Genomic DNA, 14,079 nt, shown 5'->3' on the forward strand with positions numbered 1-14,079 from the left:
GACGGCTTTTTTATTGATTCAACTTTGGTTGCCGTAATGTCCAGAGCCTAAAATCCGGTGTGAATGTGCGCCGGTCGCATGGTGCGGATTGCTCGGAACTTGATTGCACCAACAGGCTGCAAGCCAGGCAAAAGCGGCGGCTTCGACCCATTGCGGATCAAGATGGAGCTTGGCTGTGCTGTGCAATTGGGTGTCGGGAGAAAACAGGGTTTCCAAGTCTTGCATCAAAACCGGATTGCGGATGCCGCCGCCGCAGATATAAAGATGATGAATTGCCGGGGCAGCTTGTTTGGTCGCGTCAAAAATAGTTTGTGCAGTATAAAAGACCAATGTGCGCATGACATCTTCCGGCTTTTCATCACCTTTCAGACGGTCTTGAAGCCAGCTTAGGGAAAACAACTCTCGGCCTGTACTTTTCGGATAGGAGCGGCTGAAGTAAGGATGGTCGAGCAGGGAAGCGAGCAGGTCAGGGAGGATTTCGCCTTGTGCGGCTTTTTCCCCGTTTTTGTCGTAAGGCTGTTGCCAGATATGTTGCATCCATGCATCCATCAACATATTGCCGGGGCCGGTATCGAAGCCGAAAGAAGGGCTGTTGGGCGGGAGGATGCTGATATTGGAAATGCCGCCAATGTTGAGTACGGCGCGGGTTTCATTCGCATCTTGAAACAGCGCTTCGTGAAAAGCGGGGACGAGGGGCGCACCTTGACCGTTGCAGGCAAGGTCGCGGCTGCGGAAGTCGCCGACCGTGAAAATGCCAGTCAGTTCGGCCAAAAGGGGGAGGTTAACCAGTTGAATGCTGTAACCGTGTTCAGGCGCATGGCGGATGGTTTGTCCGTGGCAGCCGATTGCGGCAATGTCTTTGGCAGAAAGGTTTTGCTCTGCCAACAGTTGCTGTACGGTTTGGGCGTATAGGCGGCTGAGTGTTTGCGCCAGAATATTGCTTCTGTGCAATTCATTTTCGCCCATGTCTTGCAGTGCCAACAATTCTTGGCGCAGGCCGTCTGAATAGGGGAGAAAACTATGGGCGACGGCTCGTTGCCATTGCTTGCCCTGCATTTGAATCAGTACGGCATCGGCACCGTCCATGCTGGTTCCGGACATGATGCCGATATAGTATTGGGGTTGCATTTCGGTTACAGAAAGGGAAGGTAAAACGACATTTTAACGCCTTTTGACGTTTTTACGGGAATTTCGGTGTTTAATGTAAATAGTTGGTGCAAGAAAGATTACAAAGAGGTTAAAATAGCGCGACTCAACATGTTTTCCAAAAGGAAACTTTCCATGGCTCAAACTCAGTCGAGTGCGAACTTGAAGCTGATTAATACGGCTTTCGCCGCTATGCTTGTGAGCATGGTCGGCTATTTTATTTATTGGGGCCTGGGTTATACCCATTACAACCACTCCGGCCTGTTTATCCTTGCCACCTTTTTTGGCGTCTTTATGGCGTTTAATGTGGGCGGTAACGATATTGCCAACTCTTTCGGTACAAGTGTCGGCTCCGGCACATTAACCATTCCTCAAGCCTTGCTGATTGCGGCAGTATTTGAAGTCAGCGGCGCAGTGATTGCCGGCGGCGAGGTAACAGATACCATCCGCAAGGGTATTGTCGATTTGAATGCGATGCATTTGGATCCGATGCAGTTTGTCTTTATTATGATGTCTGCGCTTTTGGCTGCGGCATTGTGGCTGCTTTTTGCCTCGCACAAAGGCCTTCCTGTCTCGACGACGCATGCGATTATCGGCGGTATTGTCGGTAGTGCATTGTGTATGGCGACGTTAAACGGCGTAGATTCCGTTGCATTGATTCAGTGGGATAAATTGGGCGAGATTGCCTTGTCTTGGATTTTGTCCCCGGTTTTGGGCGGTATCGTTTCCTATCTGTTGTTTTCACGAATCAAGAAAAATGTTTTGGATTACAACTCTTGGGCAGGCAATACGCTGAAAGGCATCAAACTGGAGAAGAAAGCCTATAAAGAAGAGCACCGCCAGTTTTTTGAGGCCTTGAGTGAATCTGAAAAAGTCGAATACGCCACCAAAATGGCGCATGATGCCCAAATTTATGATGAGCCGGACTTTGATCCCGAAGAGTTGCAGTCTGAGTATTATCGCGGCCTATACCGCTTTGACAGCCGTAAGGGCGAAGTGGATTCTTACAAAGCCCTGCATTCCTGGGTGCCGTTTATTGCTTCTGTCGGTGGCATGATGATTGCGGCCATGCTGATTTTCAAAGGTCTGAAAAATCTGCATTTGGGTATGAGCAACGTCAACAGCTTCCTGACCATTTTCATGATCGGCGCGGCTATTTGGATGGGTACATTCGTATTCGCCAAAAGTTTGAAACGCAAAGATTTGGATAAATCGACCTTCCAAATGTTCTCATGGATGCAGGTGTTTACCGCTTGCGGTTTCGCATTCAGCCATGGTGCGAACGATATTGCCAATGCGATTGGTCCGTTTGCCGCGATTATGGATGTGCTGCGTACCAACAGCATTACTGCTCAAAACGCCGTGCCGCCGATTGCTATGTTAACTTTCGGTATCGCTTTGATCGTCGGTTTGTGGTTTGTCGGCAAAGAAGTGATTAAAACTGTAGGGACCAGCTTGGCGGAAATGCACCCTGCGTCAGGTTTTTCTGCAGAGCTTTCTGCCGCCGCCGTTGTGATGGCCGCATCATTTATGGGCTTGCCTGTTTCCAGTACCCATATCTTGGTAGGTGCCGTTTTGGGTATCGGCTTAGTTAACCGCAATGCCAACTGGAAATTGATGAAACCGATCGGCCTTGCTTGGGTCATTACCTTGCCTGCCGCTGCCGTTTTGTCTGTTGTCAGCTATTTGGTTTTGCAGGCCGTGTTTTAAGATTACTTGATTGAAAAAGGCCGTCTGAAAGATAGATTTCAGACGGCCTTTGCTTATTTTTATAAGGGATAGATTTTAGTTTGTTTTAACGATGCATAAATCATGCTTTTCAATGTTTGAACTGATACAAGAATAATCAAGGTGATAGAGAAATACCTTGTTGGGAATAGCTTAGACAAGATTTTGGTTTCAAGAATTAGCTTAGTGAGAAAAAAGTAAAACTATTTTTAATCAGTTCACGATCAGATAAGACTCAGTAATAAAAAACCCGATTCAACGACATTAAAGAAAGTCATTGAATCGGGGTCTTTATTTAGAACAAGCTATGACAGGCCGTCTGAACATTATTCAGCAGCTTTGTTGGTCTCCTCAGCTTGAGTAGGAGCCTCTTCTGCTTCAGCGGCGGCTTTAGCGGCTTGGCGTTCGGCTTGTGCAGCCAATGCCTGTTGAACGGCAGGATGCTGTTGGGCGATGGTTTGCTCTTCTGCGCTGACCTCGCCTTTGAAGCGGTTGTTCAGGTCGAAACGTTTGCCGCCGCGGGCCAAGGCTTTCAGATAGCGTGGGCGGCGGCAGTGGTTGGCCAGTACGCGTGCAATCAGTGCAGGGTCGTATTGGGGCAGGGCGGCAACCAAATCTTGGTCGATGCCGACAGCCAACGGTTTGAATCGTTTGAACACATCATATTTGCCGTAAATGTGGTCGGCAATCATGTCTGTTTGTTTTTTCTTGCTCATGGTTTGGACGGCAGATTTCAGTGCAGCGCCCAAAGCGGTTTCTTGTGCCATTGCGGTTGTATTCCTCTAATCTAAATCCGTATTTTCTTCATACGGCAATAAGGTGCTATTGTAGTATAAAGACTGTGATTTGGCTAAATTTTTCTGAGAATATTCAGAAATAAACGGTTATTTTCCCAGTTTGGCGATGTCCGGTGTATTGACCTGTACATCGGCATTTTGCGCACGATAGCGTAAGGCGTGGTCAATCAATACCAATGCCAGCATGGCTTCTGCAATCGGAGCGGCGCGTAATCCGACGCAGGGGTCGTGGCGGCCGTGTGTGGCAAGCTCGACAGGATTGCCTTCTATATCGATGCTGCGGCGCGGTGTGGCGATGGAGCTGGTCGGTTTGATGGCAATATTCACATGAATGTCTTGCCCGGTGCTGATGCCGCCCAAGATGCCGCCTGAGTGGTTGGATAGAAAACCTTGAGGCGTGAGTTCGTCTCCATGCTCGCTGCCGCGTTGCGTTACGCTATCAAAACCTGCGCCGATTTCTACGCCTTTGACGGCATTGATGCCCATCATGGCATAGGCAATTTCTGCATCGAGGCGGTCAAAAACCGGTTCGCCCAAGCCGACGGGGACGTTAGCCGCTTCGATATGCAGTTTTGCGCCGACAGAGTCCAATGCTTTGCGCACACTGTCCATATAGTTTTCCAAGTCCTCAATTTGACTTTGGTTTGCGACAAAAAAAGGATTTTGGGAAATATATTCGTAACCTTCAAACTGGATTTCTTTTTCACCGACTTGGGTAACGTAGGCGGTAATTTCCGTGCCGAATTTTTCTTTCAGCCATTTTTTAGCGACTGCTCCGGCGGCAACACGTGCGGCGGTTTCGCGGGCGGAACTTCTACCGCCGCCGCGGTAGTCGCGTGTGCCGTATTTGTGCCAGTAGGTGTAATCGGCATGTCCGGGACGGAAGCTGGTGGCGATATTGCCATAGTCTTTGCTGCGTTGGTCGGTATTACGGATCAGGAGGGCGATGGGGGTGCCGGTGGTTTTGCCTTCGAATACGCCGGAGAGGATTTCGACTTGGTCGGCTTCGCGGCGTTGGGTAACGTGGCGGCTGGTGCCGGGTTTGCGGCGGTCAAGGTCAAATTGGATATCCGCTTCGCTCAATTCTAATCCGGGCGGACAGCCGTCGATGATGCAGCCCAAGCCTGCGCCGTGGCTTTCGCCGAAAGTGGTAACGGTAAAGATTTGTCCGAAAGTATTGCCTGCCATAGGGATACTCTTTTGAAATTGGGTTTGGAAATTTTTTGTTTGGATAATTCTCAGGCCGTCTGAACAGATGTGAGAACGAAATCAAAGATTCTCGTTTCACTGTTCAGACGGCCTTTTGAATTGACTGCTTAGTTCAATTTACCGTGGCACTGTTTGTATTTCAGGCCGCTGCCGCAAGGGCAAGGATCGTTGCGGTGAACAATCAGGCCGTTTTGTGCAAGCGCTTCAGGGCTGAAGTCGGTACCGTCAGGATCGAATGCTTCGGTTACCAAATCGGTTTGCGATTGGCCGAGCAATTCTTCCATATCGGGCGCGTCGGAGTGGACGGTTTGAACATCGCTGACGCTTTGTGCGGCGGTGTGGTCGTATTCGCTGTTGCGCTCGATTTGAACGGCAGTCAGCAAAGCGGCAATGTTTTGTTTGATGCTGCGCCACAGGTTTTCAAACATGATGAAAGCTTCACGTTTGTATTCTTGTTTCGGATTCTTCTGAGCATAGCTGCGCAGATGGATGCCTTGGCGCAGGTAGTCCATGGCGGCGAGGTGTTCGCGCCATTGGTTGTCGATAACTTGCAGCATAACGTTGCGTTCGAAATCCGACATGGCTTGTTTGCCGACCAATTCGACTTTCTCGGCATATTCGTCTTCGATGCGTTTGATGAGACGCTCTTTAATGTCTTGGTTGTCCAAAGTGCTGTCTTCTTTCAACCAGCCTTTAATATCGACATGCAGGCGGAAATCGGCGGCAAGTTGGTGCTCAAGTGCCGGAATGTCCCATTGCTCTTCCATGCTGTCAGGCGGAATGTGGTAATCAACCAAGTCGCTGATAACGTCGGCGCGGATTTCGCGGGTCAAATCGCTGACGTCTTTAGTCGTCAGGATTTCGTTGCGTTGATGGTAAATCACTTTACGTTGGTCGTTGGCAACGTCATCGTATTCCAAAACCTGTTTACGCATATCGAAGTTGCGGCCTTCGACTTTACGTTGCGCACCTTCGATTTGACGGGTCAGCAGGCCGTGTTCGATGGCAACGCCGCGTTCGGGTGCCAGACGGTTGAGGATGGCGGCGGCACGGTCGAGTGCGAAGAGGCGCAGCAATGGGTCTTCAAACGACAGGTAAAAACGGCTGGAGCCGGGATCGCCCTGACGGCCTGCACGACCGCGCAATTGGTTGTCGATACGGCGGCTTTCGTGGCGTTCCGTACCGATAATGTGCAAACCGCCTGCGGCCACAACTTGGTCGTGTTCGGTTTGCCAGCCGCTTTCAAGGGCGGAAATTTGCGCTTGTTTTTGCTGTTCGCTCAGGGTTTCATCGGCGTGGATGGCTTCGATTTGATGTTTGAGGTTGCCGCCCAAGACAATATCGGTACCGCGGCCGGCCATGTTGGTGGCAACGGTAATTGCGCCGACTTTACCGGCTTGGGCCACAATCAATGCCTCGCGCTCGTGTTCTTTGGCGTTGAGGACGTTGTGCGGCAGACCGGCTTCGTGTAACAAACGGGAAACCAGTTCGGAGTTTTCGATGCTGGTGGTACCGACCAAAACCGGTTGGCCGTTTTTGTGGCATTCGGTGATGTCTTTGACAACGGCTTCAAATTTTTCTTCGGCTGAGCGGAAGATTTGGTCGTTGAAGTCTTTGCGTTGTACGGGACGGTTGGTCGGGATGATGACGGTTTCGAGGTTGTAAATGCTTTGGAACTCGAAGGCTTCGGTGTCGGCCGTACCGGTCATGCCGGACAGTTTGCTGTACAGGCGGAAGTAGTTTTGGAAGGTAATGGAGGCAAGCGTTTGGTTTTCGCGTTTGATTTCTACGCCTTCTTTGGCTTCAACGGCTTGGTGCAAGCCTTCGGACCAACGGCGGCCGGCCATCAGACGGCCTGTGAACTCGTCCACAATCACGATTTCGCCGTCTTGAATGACGTAGTGTTGGTCTTTGTGGAACAGAGTGTGCGCACGCAATGCCGCCATGAGGTGGTGCATCAGGGAAATATTGGCGGCAGAGTAGAGCGAGTCGTTTTCCTGCAATAAGCCCATTTGGGTCAGGATTTGCTCGGCGTGTTCGTGACCGGCTTCGCTCAGAATAACTTGGTGTGCTTTTTCGTCCACCCAGTAATCGCCTTCGCCTTCTTCGGTTTCTTGGCGGATAAGGTGGGCCGGAACGGCATCCATCACGCGGTAGAGCTGGATGTTGTCATCTGCCTGGCCGGAAATAATCAGCGGCGTACGCGCTTCGTCGATCAAAATGGAGTCCACTTCGTCGACAACGGCAAAGTTCAATTCGCGCTGAACTTTGTCGTATTGGTCGGTCACCATATTGTCGCGCAGGTAGTCGAAGCCGAATTCGTTGTTTGTACCGTAAGTAATGTCGGCACCGTAAGCGGTTTGGCGTTCGAAAGGTTGCAAATCGGCTACGATCACGCCGACGCTCAATCCTAAGAAATTGTACAACGGCTCCATAATGCCCGCGTCACGAGAGGCGAGGTAGTCGTTGACGGTAACGACGTGTACACCTTTTCCTGACAATGCATTCAGGTAAACGGCAAGGGTAGCCACCAGAGTTTTACCTTCACCGGTACGCATTTCGGCAATTTTGCCATGGTGCAGGACCATACCGCCGATCAGCTGTACATCGAAGTGGCGCATGCCCAATACGCGGCGGGATGCCTCGCGGCAGACGGCAAAGGCTTCAACCAAAATATCATCTAGCGTTTGTCCGTCAGCGAGGCGTTGTTTGAATTCGGCGGTTTTGGCCTGTAAATCTGCGTCGCTCAACGCTTTCATCTGTTCTTCGAGTGCATTGATTTTAGCAACGGATTTACGATATTGTTTCAGCAGGCGGTCGTTGCGGCTGCCGAAGATTTTCTTAGCAATGTTTGTCAGCATGAATAATTCCTGCGCCTTGATATAATAGGTGGGCGAAATTGGGATTTTAACACAAGCGCTTGTATAACGCGGTAATGCTGTTTGAAATAAAGGCGGTTTTGCTGTATTTCAATTGTAATTGTTTGGTTAATTTACTGAAAGGCCGTCTGAAATATATGGATTTAGCACAATTGGGCAAGCGCGACCGCTTATTGGCGGGCTTGTTGCAACAATCGCAACAATGGCGGAAATTGGATGCAAAAATCAAAACGGTTTTGCCGGTCAACCTGCATCCGCATTTTCAGACGGCCTGTATCGAAGACGGAAGACTGGTTTTGCTGGCCGCCAACAATATGGCTGCTTCGCGTTTGAAAATGATTCTGCCCGCCATGTTGCCCAAGTTGCAAGCATTGCATGACGGAATACGGGAAGTGGCGGTCAGGGTGGTCCCCAAGCCTCCGCCTCAACCGAAAACCAACAGCTTGCAATTGAGCGAGGCCGCTTTGGACAGCTTCGATGCGGCTGCGGCCAAATTGGAAGGCAAGCATCCCGAATTGGCAGCGGCATTGGCAGAATTGGTACGCAAACACAGCCGCTAAAATCATGCCGAATGAGATTACAGTTAATAAATGTTAAAACTTATTTCATTTGACTGATAGCATCTAATACTAAAGAAATACGACCTAAACAGTAACTGTTTTCTTTTAGGTAAACTGATGTAAACTTGGCCTGAAACTTTGATTTCGTGTGAAGTTTGTAGCAAAATAACGCCTGAATTTCTTATCGCTCTGCGTGAATAAGTTTAAGTTTGGTATTTGCCTTTGTTAATATATTCGCGCGGGTTCTATTAATAGAACTTAACAAGACTCTCATCATTAGGAGATACATCAATGAAAGCTTATCTGGCTCTGATTTCCGCTGCCGTTATCGGCTTGGCTGCATGCTCTCAAGAAGCTGCAAAACCTGCTGAAGCACCTGCTGCTTCCGCTGCTTCTGAAGCTGCTCCTGCAGAAACTACTGCACCTGCCGATGCCGCTCCTGCATCTGAAGCTGCTCCGGCCGATGCTGCCGCCGCTCCTGCTGCCGGCAACTGCGCAACTACTGTTGAAGCCAACGACGCTATGCAGTTCAACACTAAAGAAATCCAAGTAAGCAAAGCTTGTAAAGAATTCACCATTACTTTGAAACACACCGGTACCCAACCGAAAGAAAGCATGGGTCACAACATCGTCATCGGTAAAGCCGAAGACATGGACGGTATTTTCAAAGACGGTGCCGGTGCTGCTGCAACTGACTACGTTAAACCTGACGACGCACGCGTTGTTGCCCACACCAAACTGGTTGGCGGCGGCGAAGAAGCTTCCCTGACTCTGGATCCTGCTAAATTGGCCGGCGGCGAATACAAATTCGCTTGTACCTTCCCAGGTCACGGTGCTTTGATGAACGGTAAAGTTACTTTGGTTGACTAATCCGCTTTAAGCTTAAAAACAGACAGCCTGCCTTGCGCAGGCTGTTTTGTTATAATCTGGAAACATTAATTTAAGAATAAAACCTCAAAACCATGAATCCGTTTGAAACCAAAAGCGTTACTTTTGCCGAACCCATTGAAATGCTGTACGCCTGTCATGGCAAAGTGCGCCGTTTCTGCAGCCAGGTTGCCATGTTGTCGGACTATATTGCCGAAAACGGCTGCAATCAAATCGTTTTGCAAACCATCCGCCAGATTGCCCAATATTTTAATGTTGCCGCGCCGTTGCACCATGAAGACGAAGAAGAAAATTTCTTCCCGCTTCTATTGCAATATGCGCCGCAAGCTCAAGAAAGCGTTGACGAGCTGTTGCGCCAACATATCAGCCTGCACAACAACTGGGCGGCAGTATCCGCCGAATTCGCCAAACTCGAAGCAGACAACGCCTATGTCCCTGATGCGGAAGCGTTCAAACGCTTTGTCGCAGGATATGATGTCCATCTGGCGATTGAAGAGCCGCTGTTTGATATGGGCAAAACCTTTATCCCCAAAGAAAAACTGACCGAAATCGGCGAAATTATGGCTGCACGCCGCCGCAAATAAGGCCGTCTGAAACAATCGTCTCAAGGATATATTATGCTGACCCCAAAAAGTTGCGATTTGTTCAATATTCCCTTTTTCCAATTTTCCCAGCTTAAAAAATACCAGCCTGAAAGTATTCCGCAAATCAAGGCGGACTATAAAGAAAACTGGCAGGTATGGCAGCAGCTGATCCAGCAGGTTGCCGCCGAATTGGGTGCGCCGTTTGCGCCGCCGCATATTGAACGCTGGTGTAACGGCTGGCAGGTCCGCGCCCATTTCTTTGCCTATTTCAAATACGAACAATATAAAAATTCCGCAGCAATTTTATCGATTTTGCTCAACCGCCGCCGTTTGAGCGTCAGCTTGGATTGGCACTGCTATAAAGCCGATATTTCCCCCATTGCGCTGCCTGATTACAACCGCTGGCTGGATAATTTTGATACCGAAAAATACGCTTCCTTCGATATGTGGCACGGTGCGGAAAGCGAATATGACGACTACCGCACCGTCGCCCAACAAAGCGACGGCGATAGAAAGCTTCGAGACGACAAAGATTTCTTCTGTATCGGCAAACACATCGAACGCGATGATTTGGGCAAGCAGGATGTCGCGAAATGGATAGTGGAAACAGTGGAAGACTTACTGCCGCTTTATGAAGCTTGCCATGGAAAATAACTCAGAATACCGAAAGGCAGACTGCCTATTCAGTATCTTCAAATAAACTCAAGGCCGTCTGAAAATCATATTCAGAACGTTTCAGACGGCCTGTTTTTCAAAGTAAACACAATGACCGAAACCCAATCCCTAGAACTCGCCAAAGCGTTGATTTCCCGCCCATCCGTTACGCCGGATGACCAAAATTGCCAACAACTGCTGGCCGAACGCCTGCAAAAAATCGGTTTTGCCGTAGAAGAGCTTCATTTTGGCGATACCAAAAATGTTTGGTTGCGCCGCGGTACACAGGCTCCGGTGTTCTGCTTTGCCGGGCACACCGACGTTGTGCCGACAGGCCCTGTTGAAAAATGGGATTCGCCACCGTTTGAACCGACCGAGCGTGAAGGCCGTCTGTATGGCCGCGGTGCGGCGGACATGAAAACCAGCATTGCCTGTTTCGTTACCGCCTGCGAGCGTTTCGTTGCCGAACATCCCGATCATCAAGGCAGCATTGCGCTCCTGATTACTTCGGACGAAGAGGGCGATGCGCTGGACGGCACGACCAAAGTCGTCGATGTGTTGAAAGCGCGCGGCGAGTTGATTGATTACTGTATCGTCGGCGAACCGACTGCTGTGGATAAATTAGGCGATATGTTGAAAAACGGACGGCGTGGCTCGTTGTCGGGCAACCTGACCGTCAAAGGTAAGCAAGGCCATATTGCCTATCCGCATTTGGCCATCAATCCCGTGCATACTTTTGCCCCGGCCTTGCTGGAGTTGACGCAGGAAGTCTGGGACGAGGGCAACGAATACTTCCCGCCGACCAGTTTCCAAATTTCCAATATCAACGGCGGCACAGGCGCGACCAATGTGATTCCGGGAGAGCTGAACGTCAAATTCAATTTCCGCTTTTCTACCGAGTCCACCGAAGAAGGGCTGAAACAACGCGTCCACGCCATTTTGGACAAACACGGTGTGCAATACGATTTGCAGTGGTCTTGTTCAGGCCAACCTTTCCTAACCCACGCGGGCAAACTGACCGACGTGGCACGCGAAGCCATTGCCGAGATTTGTGGCGTTGAGGCCGAATTGTCCACTACCGGCGGCACTTCGGACGGACGCTTCATCAAGGCCATTGCCAAAGAACTCATCGAATTAGGCCCGTCCAACGCGACCATCCACCAAATCAATGAAAACGTGCGGCTGGACGATATTCCGAAGTTGTCGGCGGTGTATGAAGGTATGTTGAAACGTTTGTTGAAGTGAAAAGGCCGTCTGAAAAGTAGGATATTAGCCTGATAAAATGGTGTATATTTTTCTTAGGTAATACTGTGATAACAATTAGTTGATAAGGAGAAAAATTGAAGTACGATAATTTTTTCTTTCCCGCAGATGATCTGGTTACCAGTTGCCGTTTTTACCAAGATGTACTGGATTTGCCCGTTAAATTCGACTTTTCCGAAAGTGGCATGGTTGCTTTTCGGGTGGGCGAAGAAGAAGCTGCCATCATTCTCAAAGAGCGGAATAAATTTCCCAATATGACACCTGCTGTGTGGATTGAAGTGGATGATGTGCAGGCGAAGTATGCGGCGTTACAGGGTAGAAATATCCGTTTTCTAAGTGAACCTTTCCGTATTCGTACCGGATGGGCTGTGGAATTTTTTGATCCGTCGGGTAATCGTTTGGGGTTTGTTGATTATCGGGAGTAAATGTAGATGATTACTCTGCCTTCTTTAAACAGACTTCCATCAAAGTGGAATGAAATCCGCGAGCGGCTGGAAACCGATTTTTCCACAGACCTCGAAACCTTGTTGCACGAGCGTCTTACCGAACACGAAGCCAAGCAGTTTAAGCAGGATTTTATTGACTGTATCGGTTGTGCGCCTGAAGAATATGTCCGTATCCGCCGAGCTATCCGACTGTTGGAAACGCGTTATCCTGATAGTCCGAACGAACTGACTGCGGCCGCGGTTGCCACGCCTTTGGGCGAGATGTTGGCGGTATTCGGCAGTAAGGGTTTGTGTCTGCTGGAATTTGTCGGGCAGAAACAGCTAGAGCAGGAAATCACGGCTGTCCAAAAAGCTTTGCACGGACAGTTTATTTTCCAAGAAAATGAGCAAACGCAACTTTTGCGCCAAGAATTGGATTTATACTTCCAAGGCCGTCTGAAAGTTTTTGCGACGCCTTTGGAAATGATAGGCACGGCCTTTCAGCAGCAGGTATGGAATGCGCTGCTGACCATTCCTTACGGCGAAACGCGCAGCTACAAGGAGCAGGCGCAGCAGTTGGGTAATCCTAAAGCCGTCCGCGCCGTTGCCGCTGCCAACGGGCAGAACAAGGTGTCCATCCTGATTCCCTGCCACCGCGTTATCGGCAGCGACGGCAAGCTGACCGGCTACGCAGGCGGTTTGAACCGCAAACAATCGTTGCTTGCCTTGGAGCGAGGCGAAGTTCAGACGGCCTTGTTTTGAGTTTTGATAGAGGATAAGAGGCCGCGCTACGGGCAGGCTTCGCATTCTGAAAAATTGAGTAGCAGAAGGTCGGGGAAGTCCGACAAAATCTGCACGGAGAAAAATGTTGGGCAACGCCCACGCTAGAAAAGAGAAATACGACATGAGCCTGAAAAACCGCCATTTCTTGAAACTTCTGGATTTCACGCCCGAAGAAATCACCGCCTACCTCGACCTTGCCGCTGAATTGAAAGCCGCTAAAAAAGCAGGAAACGAGGTGCAACGGATGAAGGGAAAAAACATTGCCCTGATTTTTGAGAAAACATCGACCCGCACCCGTTGCGCGTTTGAAGTGGCCGCGCGCGACCAAGGGGCAGGGGTAACTTATCTGGAGCCGTCCGCCAGCCAAATCGGGCATAAGGAAAGCATTAAGGATACGGCGCGTGTTTTGGGGCGGATGTTTGACGGCATCGAATATCGCGGCTTTGGGCAGGATGTGGTGGAAGAGCTGGCCAAGTATGCAGGCGTGCCTGTGTTCAACGGTCTGACCAACGAGTTTCACCCGACTCAAATGCTCGCCGATGCGCTGACGATGCGCGAGCATAGCGGCAAGCCTTTGAAACAAGTTGCGTTTGCCTATGTCGGTGATGCGCGTTACAACATGGCCAATTCGTTGCTGGTGTTGGCTGCGAAACTGGGCATGGACGTGCGTATCGGTGCGCCGAAAAGTTTATGGCCGTCTGAAAACATTATCGAGACGGTGCAGGCTGTTGCCAAAGAGACCGGCGGACGGATTCTGTTGACGGAGAATGTGAAAGAAGCCGTGAAAGGCGTGGATTTTATCCATACCGATGTGTGGGTCAGCATGGGCGAGCCTAAAGAGGCGTGGCAGGAACGTATCGATTTGCTGAAAGATTACCGCGTTACGCCCGAATTGATGGCGGCGGCGGAAAATCCGCAAGTCAAGTTTATGCATTGCCTGCCTGCTTTCCATAATCGCGAAACCAAAGTCGGCGAATGGATTTATGAGACATTCGGCCTGAATGGTGTGGAAGTAACGGAAGAAGTCTTTGAAAGCGAGGCCAGTATCGTGTTTGATCAGGCAGAAAACCGGATGCACACGATTAAAGCGGTGATGGTAGCGGCATTGGGCGATTGATTTTGCGCTCAACATTGCTTACCGCTTCATTTAATAGAGATTAAAT

13 protein-coding genes are annotated in these 14,079 nt (G+C 49.9%); 9 read left to right on the forward strand and 4 right to left on the reverse strand.

Annotated features, from left to right (window positions below; all coding sequences use genetic code 11):
- Positions 1-18: 18 nt before the first annotated feature.
- Positions 19-1,128 carry an anhydro-N-acetylmuramic acid kinase gene (locus BBP27_RS00500; protein WP_188211868.1) on the reverse strand — a complete coding sequence of 370 codons (1,110 nt, stop codon included), beginning with the start codon at positions 1,126-1,128 and terminating at the stop codon, positions 19-21.
- Positions 1,129-1,281: 153 nt separating this feature from the next.
- Between BBP27_RS00500 and BBP27_RS00505 the strand changes: the two genes are divergently transcribed.
- On the forward strand, positions 1,282-2,856 hold the full coding sequence (locus tag BBP27_RS00505) for an inorganic phosphate transporter (protein WP_003748724.1): 1,575 nt from the start codon (positions 1,282-1,284) through the stop codon (positions 2,854-2,856).
- 344 nt (positions 2,857-3,200) lie between these two features.
- Here the strand turns inward: BBP27_RS00505 and BBP27_RS00510 are convergent, their stop codons facing one another.
- From BBP27_RS00510 to secA, 3 genes are all read right to left on the reverse strand, one after another.
- Positions 3,201-3,641, reverse strand: a complete 441-nt coding sequence (locus BBP27_RS00510; protein WP_188211867.1) for a ProQ/FINO family protein — start codon at positions 3,639-3,641, stop codon at positions 3,201-3,203.
- A 117-nt stretch (positions 3,642-3,758) separates the two neighbouring features.
- Positions 3,759-4,859 carry a chorismate synthase gene (aroC, locus tag BBP27_RS00515; protein ID WP_188211866.1) on the reverse strand — a complete coding sequence of 367 codons (1,101 nt, stop codon included), beginning with the start codon at positions 4,857-4,859 and terminating at the stop codon, positions 3,759-3,761.
- Between the two features lie 128 nt (positions 4,860-4,987).
- On the reverse strand, positions 4,988-7,741 hold the full coding sequence (gene secA, locus BBP27_RS00520) for a preprotein translocase subunit SecA (protein WP_188211865.1): 2,754 nt from the start codon (positions 7,739-7,741) through the stop codon (positions 4,988-4,990).
- Positions 7,742-7,896: 155 nt separating this feature from the next.
- Here secA and BBP27_RS00525 point away from each other — a divergent pair, with 155 nt between their 5' ends.
- The 8 genes from BBP27_RS00525 (at position 7,897) to argF (ending at position 14,033) form a co-directional block, all read left to right on the forward strand.
- On the forward strand, positions 7,897-8,319 hold the full coding sequence (locus tag BBP27_RS00525) for a DciA family protein (protein WP_188211864.1): 423 nt from the start codon (positions 7,897-7,899) through the stop codon (positions 8,317-8,319).
- A 291-nt stretch (positions 8,320-8,610) separates the two neighbouring features.
- Positions 8,611-9,189 carry an azurin gene (gene azu, locus BBP27_RS00530; protein WP_003748712.1) on the forward strand — a complete coding sequence of 193 codons (579 nt, stop codon included), beginning with the start codon at positions 8,611-8,613 and terminating at the stop codon, positions 9,187-9,189.
- 92 nt (positions 9,190-9,281) lie between these two features.
- Complete coding sequence (locus BBP27_RS00535) at positions 9,282-9,791, forward strand: hemerythrin domain-containing protein (protein WP_188211863.1); 510 nt, start codon at positions 9,282-9,284, stop codon at positions 9,789-9,791.
- Positions 9,792-9,824: 33 nt separating this feature from the next.
- Entirely contained in the window at positions 9,825-10,445 is a 621-nt protein-coding gene (locus BBP27_RS00540; protein ID WP_188211862.1) for a glucose-6-phosphate 1-dehydrogenase family protein, read from the forward strand.
- A gap of 111 nt (positions 10,446-10,556) precedes the next feature.
- Positions 10,557-11,690, forward strand: a complete 1,134-nt coding sequence (gene dapE / locus BBP27_RS00545; RefSeq protein WP_188211861.1) for a succinyl-diaminopimelate desuccinylase — start codon at positions 10,557-10,559, stop codon at positions 11,688-11,690.
- 95 nt (positions 11,691-11,785) lie between these two features.
- A complete protein-coding gene (locus tag BBP27_RS00550; RefSeq protein WP_070822023.1) occupies positions 11,786-12,133 on the forward strand; it encodes a VOC family protein in 348 nt (115 codons plus the stop codon).
- A 6-nt stretch (positions 12,134-12,139) separates the two neighbouring features.
- The gene (locus BBP27_RS00555) at positions 12,140-12,895 is read left to right on the forward strand and encodes a methylated-DNA--[protein]-cysteine S-methyltransferase (protein WP_188211860.1); all 756 of its coding nucleotides are present in this window, start codon (positions 12,140-12,142) and stop codon (positions 12,893-12,895) included.
- A gap of 142 nt (positions 12,896-13,037) precedes the next feature.
- Complete coding sequence (argF, locus tag BBP27_RS00560; RefSeq protein WP_188211927.1) at positions 13,038-14,033, forward strand: ornithine carbamoyltransferase; 996 nt, start codon at positions 13,038-13,040, stop codon at positions 14,031-14,033.
- The last annotated feature ends 46 nt before the right edge of the window (positions 14,034-14,079 follow it).

It is taken from the genome of Neisseria sp. RH3002v2g (assembly GCF_014596425.2).
Classification (GTDB): Bacteria; Pseudomonadota; Gammaproteobacteria; order Burkholderiales; family Neisseriaceae; genus Neisseria.

What these genes read in the sequence shown, in the direction of transcription:
- BBP27_RS00500 (WP_188211868.1), bottom strand. Translation starts at nt 1,128, where the DNA reads ATGCAACCCCAATACTATATCGGCATCATGTCCGGAACCAGCATGGAC.
- BBP27_RS00505 (WP_003748724.1), top strand. Translation starts at nt 1,282, where the DNA reads ATGGCTCAAACTCAGTCGAGTGCGAACTTGAAGCTGATTAATACGGCT.
- BBP27_RS00510 (WP_188211867.1), bottom strand. Translation starts at nt 3,641, where the DNA reads ATGGCACAAGAAACCGCTTTGGGCGCTGCACTGAAATCTGCCGTCCAA.
- aroC (WP_188211866.1), bottom strand. Translation starts at nt 4,859, where the DNA reads ATGGCAGGCAATACTTTCGGACAAATCTTTACCGTTACCACTTTCGGC.
- secA (WP_188211865.1), bottom strand. Translation starts at nt 7,741, where the DNA reads ATGCTGACAAACATTGCTAAGAAAATCTTCGGCAGCCGCAACGACCGC.
- BBP27_RS00525 (WP_188211864.1), top strand. Translation starts at nt 7,897, where the DNA reads ATGGATTTAGCACAATTGGGCAAGCGCGACCGCTTATTGGCGGGCTTG.
- azu (WP_003748712.1), top strand. Translation starts at nt 8,611, where the DNA reads ATGAAAGCTTATCTGGCTCTGATTTCCGCTGCCGTTATCGGCTTGGCT.
- BBP27_RS00535 (WP_188211863.1), top strand. Translation starts at nt 9,282, where the DNA reads ATGAATCCGTTTGAAACCAAAAGCGTTACTTTTGCCGAACCCATTGAA.
- BBP27_RS00540 (WP_188211862.1), top strand. Translation starts at nt 9,825, where the DNA reads ATGCTGACCCCAAAAAGTTGCGATTTGTTCAATATTCCCTTTTTCCAA.
- dapE (WP_188211861.1), top strand. Translation starts at nt 10,557, where the DNA reads ATGACCGAAACCCAATCCCTAGAACTCGCCAAAGCGTTGATTTCCCGC.
- BBP27_RS00555 (WP_188211860.1), top strand. Translation starts at nt 12,140, where the DNA reads ATGATTACTCTGCCTTCTTTAAACAGACTTCCATCAAAGTGGAATGAA.
- argF (WP_188211927.1), top strand. Translation starts at nt 13,038, where the DNA reads ATGAGCCTGAAAAACCGCCATTTCTTGAAACTTCTGGATTTCACGCCC.